General features: G+C 72.6%; 15 protein-coding genes. 7 read left to right on the forward strand and 8 right to left on the reverse strand.

The window, feature by feature from the left end; translation table 11 throughout:
• Positions 1 to 77 precede the first annotated feature (77 nt).
• Genes AC068A_RS03805 through AC068A_RS03820 form a run of 4 tightly spaced genes read right to left on the reverse strand, consistent with a single transcriptional unit; the run spans position 78 to position 4,586 of the window.
• Entirely contained in the window at positions 78 to 707 is a 630-nt protein-coding gene (locus tag AC068A_RS03805) for a hypothetical protein (RefSeq protein WP_478580241.1), read from the reverse strand.
• Positions 694 to 2,313 (reverse strand): substrate-binding and vWA domain-containing protein, encoded by a 1,620-nt coding sequence (locus AC068A_RS03810; RefSeq protein ID WP_478580243.1) that lies wholly within the window; start codon positions 2,311 to 2,313, stop codon positions 694 to 696. The genes AC068A_RS03805 and AC068A_RS03810 overlap by 14 nt, the downstream gene beginning before the upstream one ends.
• Positions 2,310 to 3,494, reverse strand: coding sequence for a toxic anion resistance protein (locus tag AC068A_RS03815; RefSeq protein ID WP_478580245.1), 1,185 nt, complete (start codon positions 3,492 to 3,494; stop codon positions 2,310 to 2,312). The genes AC068A_RS03810 and AC068A_RS03815 overlap by 4 nt, the downstream gene beginning before the upstream one ends.
• A gap of 21 nt (positions 3,495 to 3,515) precedes the next feature.
• Complete coding sequence (locus tag AC068A_RS03820; RefSeq protein ID WP_478580247.1) at positions 3,516 to 4,586, reverse strand: hypothetical protein; 1,071 nt, start codon at positions 4,584 to 4,586, stop codon at positions 3,516 to 3,518.
• 137 nt (positions 4,587 to 4,723) lie between these two features.
• Here AC068A_RS03820 and AC068A_RS03825 point away from each other — a divergent pair, with 137 nt between their 5' ends.
• Together AC068A_RS03825 and AC068A_RS03830 are read left to right on the forward strand one after the other, a co-directional pair.
• Positions 4,724 to 5,176, forward strand: a complete 453-nt coding sequence (locus AC068A_RS03825) for a hypothetical protein (protein ID WP_478580249.1) — start codon at positions 4,724 to 4,726, stop codon at positions 5,174 to 5,176.
• A 301-nt stretch (positions 5,177 to 5,477) separates the two neighbouring features.
• Entirely contained in the window at positions 5,478 to 5,903 is a 426-nt protein-coding gene (locus tag AC068A_RS03830; protein ID WP_478580251.1) for an SCO4983 family protein, read from the forward strand.
• Positions 5,904 to 6,038: 135 nt separating this feature from the next.
• On the opposite strand, the gene AC068A_RS03835 is transcribed toward AC068A_RS03830, so the two are convergent.
• The gene (locus tag AC068A_RS03835) at positions 6,039 to 7,250 is read right to left on the reverse strand and encodes a pyridoxal phosphate-dependent aminotransferase (RefSeq protein WP_478580254.1); all 1,212 of its coding nucleotides are present in this window, start codon (positions 7,248 to 7,250) and stop codon (positions 6,039 to 6,041) included.
• A gap of 520 nt (positions 7,251 to 7,770) precedes the next feature.
• Between AC068A_RS03835 and AC068A_RS03840 the strand changes: the two genes are divergently transcribed.
• The 5 genes from AC068A_RS03840 (at position 7,771) to AC068A_RS03860 (ending at position 12,507) form a co-directional block, all read left to right on the forward strand.
• Positions 7,771 to 7,995: a hypothetical protein gene (locus AC068A_RS03840; protein ID WP_478580257.1), complete on the forward strand. Its 225-nt coding sequence runs from the start codon at positions 7,771 to 7,773 to the stop codon at positions 7,993 to 7,995.
• A gap of 602 nt (positions 7,996 to 8,597) precedes the next feature.
• Positions 8,598 to 9,032: an effector-associated constant component EACC1 gene (locus tag AC068A_RS03845; protein WP_478580260.1), complete on the forward strand. Its 435-nt coding sequence runs from the start codon at positions 8,598 to 8,600 to the stop codon at positions 9,030 to 9,032.
• Between the two features lie 8 nt (positions 9,033 to 9,040).
• Positions 9,041 to 11,521, forward strand: coding sequence for a caspase, EACC1-associated type (locus AC068A_RS03850; RefSeq protein ID WP_478580263.1), 2,481 nt, complete (start codon positions 9,041 to 9,043; stop codon positions 11,519 to 11,521).
• 38 nt (positions 11,522 to 11,559) lie between these two features.
• Entirely contained in the window at positions 11,560 to 12,036 is a 477-nt protein-coding gene (locus AC068A_RS03855) for a macro domain-containing protein (RefSeq protein WP_478580266.1), read from the forward strand.
• Positions 12,037 to 12,159: 123 nt separating this feature from the next.
• Positions 12,160 to 12,507: a hypothetical protein gene (locus tag AC068A_RS03860; RefSeq protein ID WP_478580269.1), complete on the forward strand. Its 348-nt coding sequence runs from the start codon at positions 12,160 to 12,162 to the stop codon at positions 12,505 to 12,507.
• On the opposite strand, the gene AC068A_RS03865 is transcribed toward AC068A_RS03860, so the two are convergent.
• From AC068A_RS03865 to AC068A_RS03875, 3 genes are read right to left on the reverse strand one after another with little or no spacing between them, the layout of a single operon-like run.
• A complete protein-coding gene (locus AC068A_RS03865) occupies positions 12,500 to 12,742 on the reverse strand; it encodes a DUF397 domain-containing protein (RefSeq protein WP_478580271.1) in 243 nt (80 codons plus the stop codon). The genes AC068A_RS03860 and AC068A_RS03865 overlap by 8 nt on opposite strands.
• Entirely contained in the window at positions 12,739 to 13,608 is an 870-nt protein-coding gene (locus AC068A_RS03870; RefSeq protein WP_478580273.1) for a helix-turn-helix domain-containing protein, read from the reverse strand. Before AC068A_RS03870 ends, AC068A_RS03865 begins: the two co-directional genes overlap by 4 nt.
• 40 nt (positions 13,609 to 13,648) lie before the next feature.
• On the reverse strand, positions 13,649 to 14,446 hold the full coding sequence (locus AC068A_RS03875) for a hypothetical protein (RefSeq protein ID WP_478580275.1): 798 nt from the start codon (positions 14,444 to 14,446) through the stop codon (positions 13,649 to 13,651).
• Positions 14,447 to 14,558: the final 112 nt, after the last annotated feature.

Here is a 14,558-nt window from a genome sequence, read left to right on the forward strand (position 1 = left end):
AGCCCCCGACCAAGCGGTTTCCCACCGTAGTGGGAGCCCCCGACCAAGCGGTTCCCACCGCAGCCACGGCCTGCCTGTCAGGAGCGTCCGCGCTCCTCCAGGTAGGCCGTGTGCGTTTGCTGGCGGCGGGCCTCCGTCTCCCGGAGGTCCGCCGCCACCCGCTCCGCCTCCTCGTGCAGCAGCTCCAGCTGCCGCTCCAGGTGGCGCTCCGGTGACTCCCCGCCCGGGGTGAGCCGGGTCCACCACCGGGTCCGGTTGAAGGTGTCCACGCACTCCGGCGCGTCCACCTCGATCGCCCGCGACAGCGCGTGCACCAGCTCCGGCTCCCCGGCTAGCACGTCCGCCACCCAGCCCGGCTCCAGCAGCGCCGCGTACAGCTCGACGAGCTCCGCGAGCCGCCCCCCGGCCGGTTCCGGCAGCTCCACCTCGGCCAGGTACTCCCGCAGCCGGCCGAACTGCTCGCGCACACCGTTCAGTTGCTCGGTGAGCCCCTCCGGCCGGGGCGGGGCCGGCCGCTCCGGCGGCGCGACCAGCGCCCCCGCCCCGTACAGCCCGGCCACCACCAGCGGCCAGTAGGCGCCGGCCGCTCCCGTGAGGGTGAGCACCACCCCGGCCACCCCGCACGCGGAGCCGGCCAGGTTCTTCTTCGACTCCAGGTAGCGCAGGGCTCCGCCGGCGGCCCTGCCCGCCGCTCTACTGGTAGCCACGGATCTCCTCGAAGGCCCCGCGCAGCGAGTCGTTGCCGCCGGTGGCGTCGAAGAGGCGCCCGCCGGTCACCTCGGTGATCCGGGTGAGCTCCTTGCGGTCGGAGTCCCCGAACAGCACCGCGAAGACCGGGGTGTGCCGCTGCGCCTCCGGCAGGGCGGCGTGGAAGGCCTCGAAGTCCTTCGCCTTGTCCCCGCTCCGCCCGTCGGTCATCAGCACGATCGAGGTGAACCCGTCCGTGCTCCCCTTGCCCAGGTGCTCGTACGCCGCCCGCAGGCTCGCGTACACCGCCGTGCCGCCCTCGGGCCGCAGCGCGCCCGCGTCCTTGCGGATCGCGTCCAGCGCCGGCCCCGGGTTGCCCGGCTCCACGACGTGGGTGAGGACCTGCTTCACCTTGTCGCCGAAGGGCAGCAGCGTCACCTCCTCCCGGTCCCGGAACCGCCGCCCGGGCCCCGCGTCCCCGGTGCCCGTCAGCTCGATGAGCGCGTCCCGCAGCCGCCCGATGCGGTTCTCCTCCGCCATCGAGCCGGAGGTGTCCAGCACGTACACCGTCCGCGAGGGCCGGCGCAGTTCGTTCTCGTACGAGGCCAGCAGCCCGTCGGCGACCTGCCGGCTCCCCGGGAACGGCAGCTCGCGCCGCTTGTCCGGGTTCAGCCCGGCCGCCGGGGCCACCCCGGCCGCCACCGGCCGCCGGAAGGTCCCCTCCGTGATCAGCTTCTGTGCCTCGGTGCCGCGCAGCCAGTCGGTCAGGGCCCGCCCGGACTCGCGGGCCCCGGCCGGCGCCGAGGCCAGCAGGGCCAGCGGGTAGTGGGCGGTGACGACCCCGTCGCGCGGCCGGACCACCGCCAGGTCCGTCTTCGCGTCCCGGTTCATCGCCAGCAGCACGGACTCGTAGTTGACGAGGGCGTCCACGTCCCCGCGCTTGGTGTACGCGGCCGCCAGCCAGCCGGAGGAGCCGGAGGTCAGCTTCTGCCCGGCGAAGAACTGCTTCAGCTTGGGCTGGGCCGTCTTCACGTCGGCGTCGGTCAGCGCCGCCTGCGCCCCCGACAGCCCCGAGGCCACCGAAACCAGCGCCGAGAAGCCCGAGTTGGAGCGCACCGGGTCGGTCATCCCGTACGTCAGCTTCCCGGCGGCCACCGCCTCGTGCACCGCGGACCAGGTGACCTCCTCGGGCTTCCAGCCGAGCCTGGCCAGCGCGTCCGGCTTCACGCCGAGCGCGACGGGCGAGGACATCACCGGGGTCTCGCTGCCGATCTTCACGGCCGCCTCCGGGCGCAGCCGCAGGTAGTCGTTGGAGGACAGCCAGATCGCGTCGTACTTCCCGTCGGCCTTGCCGGAGGCGACCGCCTCGGCCGCGTCCAGGGTGCCCGACCAGGTCAGCTCGACGCTGACGCCGGTGGCCTTCTTCGCGGCCTTCAGCACCGGTTCCATGTCGGCGAGTTCACTGGAGGCCAGTACCCGCAGCGTCCCGTCCTTGTACGCGCTCTTCTCCGGCCCGGCGGGCCCGTCGGCGGTGCACCCCGCCGTACCGCCCGCCAGGACCGCGAGCGCCAGGCACGTGGCCGGCCACCGCCGGGCCCGCCGGCGGACCGTCGTCCCGTCGTTCACAGCGCACCCCCCTCTGCGGCGTCGGCCGCCCGCGTCCGCGCCAGGTGGGCGGAGGCCGTCTGCAGCTCCCCGCTCAGGGCGTCCACGGTGGCGGCCATGGTCTCGGCGGCCTGCACCTTGAAGGTGTCGATCGCGTCGAGCGTCGTATAGATCTGCGCGAACGCGGCCCGCAGCGTCTCGGCACCGACGGCCGGGTCGGCGGCGATCCGCTGCACCTCCCCGCTCTGCGTGGCCAGCATCTCGGCGTTGCCGCGGATCAGGTCCTCCGTCGTGGAGCGCAGCGCACCGACCTGCTCGGCCACCTTGCGCTGGTTGTCGAGGGCCGACGCGAGCATCACCGCGATCCGCAGGGCGGCCACGGTGGTCGTCGCCGCCCGGTCCACCCCCTTGACCAGCTCCTCGTTGCTGCGGCGGACCACGTCCATCGCCAGGTAGCCCTGCGCGCACACGGCCAGCTGCGTCAGCAGGTCCTGGTGCTTCTGCCGGACGGGGAACAGCACGTCGGCGCGGAGCGCGTCGGCCGCCTCCGGGTCGGCGTACGAGGCCTCCGCGATCCGCTGTTCGACGGCCGCGTCGAGGGCCTCGGCCAGCAACGCGTACTCCTGGAGCCGGCCCATGGTCTCCCACAGCCGGGCCCGCTCGGTGTGCAGGGCCGCGTTGTCGCGGCGCAGCTCGTCCTGGCCGCTGCGCAGCGCGCCGACGATCCGGTTGAGGGTGGCCTGCGCGGAGGCGTACTTCGCGACGTGGTCGCGGAACCGGTTGCCGCCGGGGAGCTTCGCCAGCAGCCGGCGCGCGCCCCGGCCCGGGTTGTCCCGCGGGTCGAGGTCCTCGACGGTGCGGCGCAGCTCGACCAGCGAGCCCGCGACCCGCGCCTGGGCGTCGCCGCCCTCGGAGCCCAGCGCGCGCACGGCCCGCTCCAGCATCCGGTTGGACTGCCGGTCGGCGGTGCGCATGTCGGCCGCGCCGAGCCCGGTGACCTCGCCGATCCGGGCGGCGAACTCGGGGGAGCGCGGGTCGATCCCGGTGAGCGAGCCGGCGTACTCCGCGGCCCGGCGGGCCGCTTCGGCGCGGACGGCGTCGTCGAGCGGGACGAGGCCGGAGGCCTGCTCCCGCCGGACGGCGGGCACGGGCTCGGGTGCGGTGAGGACGAGCGGGCCGTCCTCGGGAGGCGAGAGTGTCATGGTGCGGGTCCCCCTGGTTCCCTAGCCCTTGGCGCGCTCGGCCAGCGCCATGAGGATCTTGACGGTGGGTGCGCCGACCTGGCGGATGCCGGTCAGCTCCGGGTTGAGGTACGCGCCGTGTGCGGCGGTCGCGGCGGTGAACTCGGGCACGCCGTCCTGCGGCCGGAAGCCGTGCCGGACGGCCAGCTTGCGCAACTCGGGGTCGGTGGCCAGGAGGGTGCCGAGCTCGCGGGCGTTCTCGCTGATCGGGACGAAGGTGTGCGGGGAGTTGACGGTGGTGTCCGGGTAGAGGACGACCATGTCGGCGGGGGCCTGCTTCTGCTGGACGAGGGCGGCGACCTGGGCCTCGTAGGCGAGGATGAGCGGCTCGCCGCTGCCGCTGATGAAGGAGCGGAACGGGTCGTCGGTGCTCTGCTCCAGGGCGCCCTGCACGGAGATCAGCTTCCGCATCAGCGGGGCCGTCCGCTCGATCGCCGCGTCGTCGGCGACGACCTTGTTGTCGTTGGCGACGTTGGAGGTGGCGGCGAGGAACAGCGCGCCGGAGTTGGAGGCGGCCGGGTCGGTGGTCTTGATGAACACGGTGCCGGTGAGTTCGGGGTGGGCGGCCGAGCCGGGCAGCTGCTGCCAGGTCCGGTCCTCCCCGGCGGCCTTGAGGTAGGGGCCCATCAGGAGGGTGCCGGAGTTCCTGCCGGCCATCCTGGCCAGGCCGTTGTCGGCGAGGACCTTGGCCGCGCCCGCGCGGGCGATGACGACGAGCGGGGAGAAGAAGGGACGGGTGGTCTGGGCCCCCTTGATGCCGGCCGCGGCCTCGATCTCCGGGGCGGGCTCGCTGCTGGAGGGGAACGCGAAGTCGTACCTCTTCAGCGGGAGCCGGTCCATCGCCCAGGAGCCGGAGGTCTCGGTCTTCACGGTGTAGCCCTTGTTCTTCAGGGCCTTGACGACGTCGGGGTCGCGGAAGAACTCTGCCTTCTCGGACCCGATGACGCCTTCCACGGTCTTCGTTGCCGTGGGCTCGGTGCCTCCCAGGAGGACGACGGCTGCAACGCCGCCGAGGAGGAGGACACCCAGCACGATTGCCAGGATGCGTCTCACGGGTGCAGCCTGCTCACGGAAACCCACATTCCGCGAGGAGTTGGGTGAACGCCGGGTGACCAGGCGGTCCCACTTCGAAATGCCGTATGAATCCGCGGGTGCTGGAAGCGGGGGCGGCGGGCCGTCAGGATCGTGGCATGGCCGTGAGCGTGAGCGTGAGCGCGTTGAAGTGGCAGGGCTGGGCCGTCGGCCTGTCGGCCGTGGCCGCCCTGCTGGTGTTCGCCCCGCTGGGCCTGTACGTGTGGGCCGGCGACGGCGCGGGCGGCGCGCCGCCGCGGCCCGCGGTGGCGGACGTACGGGTCACGGGGTGCCGGGTCGACGCGGCGAGTCGGCGGGTGGTGGCGGCCGTGGAGGCGGCGGGCCGGCCCGAGGGCGTCGGTGCGTACGTCGTCACGGTCGAGTTCCGGGAGCAGGCCGAGCCGGTGCCGGGCGGGCGTGCGGCCCAGGCGCTGGTGAAGGTGCCCGGGGTGGCCCCCGGCGCGGTGGAGCGCGGGGAGGCGGTCGGCCCGGTGTGGCCGGCGGCGGCGGTGCCGTGGTGCGGGGTGGCGGCGGCGGAGTTCACGCCGGCGGTGCCGATGCCGGCGGCGTGAGGTGGCGGCGGAGTTCACGCCGGCAGCACCGATGCCCGCGCCGTGAGGTGGCGGCTCTCCGGCCTTCCGGCCGGGGCGGCTTCCGCACGCGCCGGCCTTCCGGCCGGGGCGGCTTCCGCACGCGCCGGCCTTCCGGCCGGGGCGGCTTCCGCACGCGCCGGCCCTCCGGCCGGGGCCGCTTCCGCACACGCCGGCCCTCCGGCCGGGGCGGGTCCCGTACGCGTCCGGCTTTCAGGATCGAACTCAACTTTAGAATGGATCCAATGTAGGATGGTCGCCTGACCCCGCAGGAGGCCACCTCATGTACGAGCCGATCCGGACCAAGCCGGCCGTCCACCGTGCGGGCGGCCACCACGCCGGCAGCCACGACAGCCGTGCCGGCTACCCGCACAGCAGCCGGGCCGAAGCGCTGGACCACCAGCTCGCCGGCCACCTCTGCGCCCTGCTGGCCGTCACCGACCAGCTGGGCCTCGACAGCGCGGGCGCCCGTATCGCCGCCCAGGTCACGCGCCTGCGCGGCAGCGAGCCCGTCCGTGCGCCCCGGGCGCAGGGGGCTGACCCCGCCGCCCTGCACCAGCGCGCCCGCGACCTCGCCGGCCGGGCGCTCGTCGTGGCCGCGTCCCGCGCCGACACCACCGTCGCGATCCTCGCCGCCGAGCGGATGGACGCGCACGCAGCCGCCCTGGATCCGGACCCGGTCTCCCGGGACCTGGCCGGGCGCCCCTGACCGGCCCCGGTCCGGGGCCGTGCAGGCTCCGGGCCGGGTGCCACGGCGTGCCCGCGCGGGCGGGGGCCGGGTCGGTGCGACGGCGTGCGCGCGGGGGCGGGGCCGGGTGTGACGGCGTGCGCGCGGGGGCGGGGGTTACGGCTGGCTGTAGCCGTCCAGGAAGTTGCCGATCCGCGTCACCGCGTCCGCGAGGTCGGTCGCGTTCGGCAGGGTCACGATGCGGAAGTGGTCCGGCTCGCTCCAGTTGAAGCCCGTGCCGTGCACCACCATGATCTTCTCGGCCCGCAGCAGGTCCAGGACCATCTGCCGGTCGTCCTTGATCTTGTAGACGGCCGGGTCGAGCCGCGGGAACAGGTACAGCGCGCCCTTGGGCTTCACGCAGGTGATGCCGGGGATCTGGGTGAGCAGGTCGTGCGCGGTGTCCCGCTGTTCCAGCAGCCGTCCGCCGGGCAGCACCAGGTCCTCGATGGACTGCCGGCCGCCGAGGGCCGTCGCCACGGCGTACTGCGAGGGCACGTTGGCGCACAGGCGCATGTTGGCCAGGATCGTCAGGCCCTCGATGTACGAGGAGGCGTGCTTCTTCGGACCGCAGACCGCCATCCAGCCGGAGCGGTAGCCGGCGACGCGGTAGTTCTTGGAGAGCCCGTTGAAGGTGAGGGTCAGCAGGTCCGGGGCGATCGCGGCGGTGTTGGTGTGCGTGGCGCCGTCGTACAGGATCCGGTCGTAGATCTCGTCGGAGCAGACGATCAGGTTGTGGCGGCGCGCGATGTCGGTGAGGCCCCGCAGCATCTCGTCGTCGTAGACGGCACCGGTCGGGTTGTTCGGGTTGATGATGACGATCGCGCGGGTGCGATCGGTGACCTTGCGCTCGATGTCGGCCAGGTCCGGCATCCAGTCGGACTGCTCGTCGCAGCGGTAGTGCACGGCGGTGCCGCCGGCCAGCGACACGGCGGCCGTCCACAGCGGGTAGTCCGGGGCGGGGACGAGCACCTCGTCGCCGTCGTCGAGCAGCGCCTGCATCGCCATCTGGATCAGCTCGGAGACGCCGTTGCCGAGGTAGATGTCCTCGACGTCCAGCTCGATGCCCTTGGTCTGGTAGTGCTGCATCACCGCCCGGCGCGCGGAGGGCAGCCCCTTCGCGTCCCCGTAGCCGTGGGCGCTGCCCAGGTTGCGGAGCATGTCCTCAAGGATCTCCGGCGGGCACTCGAAGCCGAAGGCCGCGGGGTTGCCGGTGTTGAGCTTGAGGATGCGATGACCTGCCGCTTCGAGCCGCATGGCCTCTTCGAGGACGGGGCCGCGGATCTCGTAGCAGACATTGGCGAGCTTCGTTGACTGGATCACCTGCATAACAGGAGCTTACGGGCCCGGGGGGTGGGCGGCGGCGGAATTGATGTCACGAAGCCGTGGCAGAAATGTCCGGATTTCGTGGATGGGTGGGTGCCGGTGCGGTCCGCCCTTGGAAACGGCGGCCGCGATGCTGCTCGGCCTGTGGAATCGGCTGAATCGGCGGGGGTGTGGGTGGGGGGCCGGGGGCGGTGTTGTGCTCGTCACGTACCGGGGGGTAGGGCGGGGTGGGGCGGGGTAAGGCGGGGCGGGCGGGTCGCGCTGGGTGCGCTGGCCTGGGTGCGTCGCCCTGGGTGCGTCGCCCGGGGTACGTCTCGCTGGGTGCGTTGGCTGAGTGTGTCGCCTTGGGTGCGTCGCCCTGGGTGCGACGGCTGAGTGCGTCGGCTGAGTGCGTCGGCCTGAGCCCGTCGGCTGAGTACGTCGGCTGAGTACGCGCGCTCATGCGGCGCGGCGGTGTGGTGGCAGAGGCTGGCCTTCCGGGACAGCGGGGAGGGGCGGCGCGGTGGATTTCGCAGTCGGCGGCATGACGATCACGACGGTGGGCACGGACGGCGACGATCGGGCGATCGAGTTCCTGGTCCACCGGCACGACGGTGGGAGCGGACACGACGGACGCTTCGCGATCTACCGGGACCACGGCCGCGGCTGGGAGGACGCCCGCCTCGCCATCGACCCGGCCTCCGGCCCCGGCAGCATCCCCATAGCGGCCGTGGAATGGGCGGTGGAATTCGCCCGCGAATACCTCTGATCGGGGGGCGGGGCGGGGCTGGAAGGGGGAGAACGGAAGGGGTGGGAGGGGCTGGAAGGGCGGAAGGGGCGGGGGCGCGGTCGGCCGGGGTCGGGAGCGTGTAGGGGGTTTCCCGGCAGCCCATTGTCCTCCCGGGGCGGGCCGGCCCCTCAAGGGCGCTCCTCCTTCGTCGTCGCGTCGCTGCGCGATGGCCTTCGGCCACCCTTGACCGGCCGACCCGCCCCGGAATGCCAACAGACTGCCGGGAAGCCCCCGAAGAACGGCCAGGGGGCACAAGAGGCATGACGGCTTCATCAGAGATGCAGGGCCCCGGCTGCGCCTTGCCAGGGCGTCGTGCCTGCAGGACCACCAAAGCCCGCCCCGCGCGTTGGCCTGGCCACGGGCCTGGGCACAGCTCTGGGCACGGGTCTGGGTCGGGGCGCGGGCGCCTGGTCAGGGGTTTGGGCACGGGCCTGGTCACGGGTCTGGGCACGGGTCTGGCCCGGGGAGGGCTTGGACTCGCCGGCCGATGTGGCCGTTCCCCGGACTCGGCCCGGTGCGCGGTGCCAGGATGGGGAGTCCGGGCATCCGGGGCACGACTGCTGGGCGGGTGAAGGGGCTTCATGCGCGTCGAACTGCAAGTCCACGGCGACCGGGCCGAATTGAGCTCCCTCTACAAGTGGCTCTCCCGCGATCCCGACCTGCGCCGCACCGCTCACATCGACCTGACCGGCCGGGAGCCCCGGCCCGGGGACATGGGCGACGTCCTCGACCTGGTGACCCTGATCGTCGGCAGCGGCTGGTCCGCCGCCTCGCTCGTGGTGTCCATCGCCGCCTGGCACGGCACGCGGCCGGACCCGCGGGCGGTCACGGTCCGGCGCGGCGACCTGGAGATCGTCCTCACCGGCGCCGACGAGGAACAACTCCGACAGGCCGTCGCCCTGCTGGACCGCGCGGACGCCGTACCGGCCGACATGAGCGAGGCCACTGCATCCGTCCGGGCCGACGGGGACGCCGGAGCCAGCGGTACGGGTGCGTCGGACGGGACGGGGGCGTAGGCCGGGTCATGCCGCTGCCCGACCCGGCGGGCTCCCGCGCCGTGCTCATCGGCGTCAGCCGCTACCGCACGCTGTCGGAGCTGCCGCACGTCGCCCGCAACCTCGCCGACCTGCGGGCGCTGCTGACCGGCCCCTCCTCCTGGAACCTGCCGGAGGCCCACTGCACCGTGCTCGCCGAGCCGTCGAGCCAGGAAGAGGTCCTCGACGCCATCCGCGCCGCCGCGGCCCGGGCCACCGACACCCTCCTCGTCTACTTCGCCGGCCACGGCCTCGTGGACCCCGACACGGACGAGCTGTACCTCGGGCTCCCGACCGCGCGGACCGGGCACGCCTACACCGGGATCGAGTACCGGCACCTGCGCCCCGCCGTCCTGAAGGCCCCGTCCCTGCGCCGGGTGGTGGTGCTCGACTGCTGCTACAGCGGCCTCGCCGCCAATGCCATGAGCGGCGGCGCGGACCTCGCCGCCCATGCCAGGGTCGAGGGCATCTGCCTCCTGGCCGCCGCGCACGCCGGGGCCACGGCCAAGGCCGAGCCGGGCGAACGGAACACCGCCTTCACCGGGGAGCTGCTCCGCGTACTGGGACAGGGTGTGGCGGACGGCCCGGCCCTGATCGACCTGAACACCCTGTACGAGCAGGCACGCGCCCGGCTCGTCGTACGCGGCCTGCCGGAGCCCCAGAAGAGCGACCTCAACACCGCGGGCAGCCTCGGCGTGGCCCGCAACCCGGCCTACCGGCCCAACCTGGCGAAGCCGGAGCGGGCTGCCGGGCGCGACCCGGAGCCAGATGCCGAGCAGCCGGCCGTGCGGTATGTCCGTCGCAACCAGGGCGGGCGCATGGTGCTGCTCGTGGCAGCCCTGTTCGGAGCGCTGCTCGCCTTCTGGAGCCTCGTCGCCTACGGAGACGTCACGACGTTCATGGCGGAGCTGTCGCGGGCGAGCCGGAACGGTCAGCCGACCGAAGGGGTGTACGCGCGGGTTCCCGACGCCGTCTTCGGCTCCTCCCTCCTCGTTGCCGCGCTGATCGGCTGGCTGGGTGTTCGGCGCTTTATGGAGCCTTACGGTTTGGAGGTCTCCGCCGGGGAAGTCGTCCTCGTGCGAGGGAAGCCCGGCCAGCCCCGCCGCCGCTACCGGTACGCGTGGCACCGGATTTCCGAAGCCCGGCTGGCCTGGTGCCCGCACCTGTTTTCCCGCACCCGCGGGACGTACTACCTCGTGCTGAACCTGCTGCCCGACACCCCGACGCGCAGCTACCTGTTCCTCGGTCGTGCCCGGGTCGCCCGCCGCCTCGGCAGGGTGATTGCCGCCGATGTCTCCCGGCTCGACTGCACGCCCGAGCAGATCGGCAAGGTGCTGGAGCGCTTCGGCGGCCTGGTGTGGAAGCCGGCCCCGGACACGGAGCGCCCGCCGCCGTACGCAGCCCGGCGGCGATCGCGCCGGGCCACCGCCCAGGGTTTCCACAGCACCACGCGGCGGGCCCGGCTGGCCGTGCTGGCGTTTCTGCTCGCCGCTGTCGCCGTGACACCGGCGGTGCTGGTCCTGACCGACCCGACCCGGAACCTCGATGTCCTCGATGGGGTGCTCCTGGCGCTGTGGACCGTGTTCCTGTGCGTTCCGGTGCTTCCCCCGGCGCTCTGCCTTTGCTTCCCGGGCGCCCTCACCCTGGACGCAGCGGGCGTGACCTACGTTCACCGGGGTCGCACGGCCCACTGGCCGTGGAGCGCCGTCGCGCAGGTCGGTGTTGTGTCGTGGCGGCGGGGCAACGCGTCCAACGGGGCCCTGTTCGTGCGGCCGCTCGACCCGGGTGCGGACGAGCAGGCCTCACGGCGGGGCCTGCCGTGGCGGGTCCCCCGGCTGGGCGGGGTGATCGTGTGCGACCTGTTCTCCCTCGGCGTCCGGCGGGCCGAGGTCGAGTCGGCGCTGGAGCGGTTCGCCCCGCACGCGTGGGACCCCCATGCGCGCCCCGAGCACGGGATCGCCCGTGACGACGAGGACGGGGCCCTGTTCGAGGGCAGCGTGCCGGGCTGGCGCACGCTGGCCGCCGGGGCGGCGTCCGTGTCCGTGGCGGTCACCGTCTCCCGCGGCCTTCTGCCGGGCTCGCTGGGCGGTTTCCTGCTCTTCCTCTACTCGGGTTTCCTCGCCGCCTTCCCGGTGTCGTTCCTCGTTCGGGACAGGTTTGCTCTGGCCCTGGACCGGCAGACCTTCACACTGCGGATGCGAGGTCGCAGCCTGGACATTCCGTGGGAGGACATCCAGCTGGTGACGCGGAGGAGCAGTAACCTCCAGTACCCCGTCCTCCGGGACCAGTTGGTCGTGTGGCTGCGGGAGGGCGCGGCCTCGCAGTACCGGCGGGCCTGGCGCCTGTACGTGCAGCGGTCCCGCGGGGAGCTCTTGGTCCACCCCTTGGACGCGAAGGCCCAGTTCCTGCCGCTGCCGCGGGAGCGGGTGGACGCGGCGCTGAAGAGGTTCGCGGGGGACCGGTTCCGGTAGGCCGCGGTCCTGTCAGTGGCCGCGCTTACGGTGGGGGGATGACACCGCTGAGGATCATTGCCGGGGACGCGACGAGCCCGCAGGCCAAGGGGCCGAAAATCATCGCGCATGTGTGCAACGACATCGGCGGCTGGGGCAAGGGCTTCGTCCTGGCCCTGTCGAAGCGCTGGCCGGAGCCCGAGGCCGACTTCCGGGCCTGGCACCGGGGCCGGGCGAAGAACGACTTCGGGCTGGGCGCGGTCCGGCTGGTCCGAGTCAAGGACGACACCTGGGTCGCCAACATGGTCGGCCAGCGCGGCATACGCACCGGCAGCGCGGGCGTCCCGATCCGCTACGACGCCCTCGAACGCTGCCTGGCCGCCCTCGCGGACCACGCCGTCGAGCTGGACGCCTCGGTCCACATGCCGCGGATCGGCTGCGGGCTGGCGGGCGGCAAGTGGTCCCGCGTCGAGCCGATGGTCACGCAGGCGCTGTCCGCGCGGGGCGTGGCGGTGACGGTGTACGACCTGAGTTGACGACGCTGGGCCATTCGGGCGAGGGCGGATCGATTCGGCACCGGGTGGCCGGTGACCTGGGGTGCAGTGCGCCGGAAGGGTGGTTCCTGCACGTTGTTGCTCCTTGTGAGGGGAACCCTTTCCATGCGTCTTCGCAATGCCGCCGCCGCCGTGTTCGGTGCGCTGACCCTCGTCCTGACGATCCCGACGTCCGCGGTCGCCGCCGAAGGCGCGTTCACGTACGTCTACTCCGGCCTCGACGGCCGCCCGCAGGTGGGCGTTCTGCTGGGCCCGGAAAGCGACGAGTGCATCACCCTGCCGGAAGTTGCCGACCCGGGCGCCAGCAACCCGGCCCACTCGCCGCGCAACCACACCGACTCCACGGCGACGGTGTTCACCGAACCCGACTGCGAGGGCGACTCGTTCACCCTGCGGCCCCTCACGGGCTACGGCTCCGAGCGGCTGAAGCTGCGGTCGGTCGTGTTCAGCTGACCTGGCTCAGGAACGCCTGCCAGGCCTCGGCGGGGACGGCGAACGTCGGCCCGTCCTCGCCGAGCTTGGAGTCACGGACGTGGATGGTGTGCGGGCAGGCCGCCACCTCGACACAGGCCGAGGCCTGGCCGTTGCTGTAGCTCGACTTGTGCCAGTCAAGAGCGACTTCTATGCAATTGGCGCCCTGGCCGTCGCTGTAGCTGGACTTGAACCACGTCAGGCGGCTGCTGCTCATAGCTCCTCCACGAACTTCTTGATGAACTCCGTTGTGTCCGCCTTGCTAAGGGCGTTCGTGCGGATCATGTCATGCGCCTGCGTAAGCGCGCTGACCTTGTCGTGGTCGGTGTACATGGCGCTGGTCTCTTGCCCGTCAGCCCAGGCCCAGACTTGGTGCTCGGGCGTCTTCAGCAGCACGATCGGGCCGACGAGCGCAACGCCTGGGCACCGACCCGTGGGCAGCAGCTGGACCGAGACGTTGCGGAGTTCGGAGAGCTCCAGGATGTGGTGCAGCTGACCTCGCATCACGCCGGGACCGCCGACGTTCGTCTTCAACGCCGCTTCGTTGACGACGAAGGTGTACATCGTGCCGGTTCGGCGGATCATCGTCCGTTGGCGCTCCAGACGTGCGGACACTCGTTCGTGCACCGTTTCGTCGTCAAGCGGCGGACAGCTGGAGCTGATCAGGGCGTGCGCATATTCCTCGGTTTGCAGCAGTCCCGGGATGAATAGCGGCTCGTAGGAGTGGAACGCGATGCACTCGGCCTCGGTGGCCATGAACTCCTCGGAACGCTTCGGGTACGGCTCCGGCTTCATGTACTCAGAGGCAGCGGCGAGTTTTCCGCCCGCGCCGAACATCGAGTCCGCGATCTGCAACAAATGAAGCGTCGGGCGGCGGCGGCCCTGTTCCATCGACTTCACGTACTCGGCGGCGTAACCGGCTTCTTCGGCCAGTTCGTCGCGGGATTTGCCCGCCTCCGTGCGCCACAGCTTGATCTGGTTGCCGCCGTACCGCCATGCCTCGCTCATCGCGCCCCGCCCCTCGGCCGTGCTGTTGTCCGCCCGGCCCATACCCGGGCAGGGGCGCGGGCGACCATCGATCACACGATCGAGTGGCGGTTTGGCCGAAGGGCTGCGGGGGGCCTCAACTCCGTGCGTGGAGGGCCTTCGTCAGGAGGCCGCCGCCCACGATCAGGGCCACGCCCAGCCACCACAGGTCGCCGTCGAAAACGAGGACGGCGATCCCGATCGGTACGAGGAGGCCGGCCACCGGCAGCATCAGCGAGGCCAGGTTCGGCGGCTCGCGGCCCAGCCCCTTCGCCTCGCGGGCGGCGCGGGCCCGTACGACGTCCGGGTACCAGGCGGTGAACCGGAGGGCGGCGACGATCGCCAGGATCGGGATGATCCAGTTGGTCCACATGTTGTCCGGGCTGCGCAGGATCAGGTCGCCGACGAGGCCGGCCAGCCCGGCCACCAGGAAGGCGAGGCCCCACGCCCCGGTGATCATGTAGTTGGTCCGGATGAAGCCGCGCGTGTGCCAGAGGGACGGATCAACCTGCTCGCGGGCGTACTGGAGCGTGAACGGCATGCCCACGGCCATCGAGCCGAAGGCGATCGCGGCGAGGGTGAAGTTCGCGACCTCGCCCGCGTACGTCTCCAGCCAGGTGCGCGTGCCCTCGCTCGCCAGGGCCCCGACGACGGTCATCGCGCCGAAGAACACCACGTCGGCCAGCTCCAGCAGCTTCCACGAGCTGCCCCGGTTGACCACGCGGCCCAGCACGACGAGGACGACGGCCGCCGCCAGGGAGATCCCGACCGCGAGCTCGAACCGTCCCGGCCCGACCAGCAGGGAGAACACGATCCACGGCGACATTCCGACGACGGGGTTCTCCAGGAGCCCGGACAACGCGCCGGTGGACGTGCCGTATGTCTCGGTTCCCATCCTTCCAGCGTGCGCGTCCCCGCTCCGGCCGGCCATTCGGGTCCGGAGGGCGCACCCCGGCCGGGTACCGCACGGGTACACGGCCCCCGCCTCCGGTGCCGTGTCTCGCCGG

This window comes from Streptomyces sp. NPDC043854, assembly GCF_056436005.1.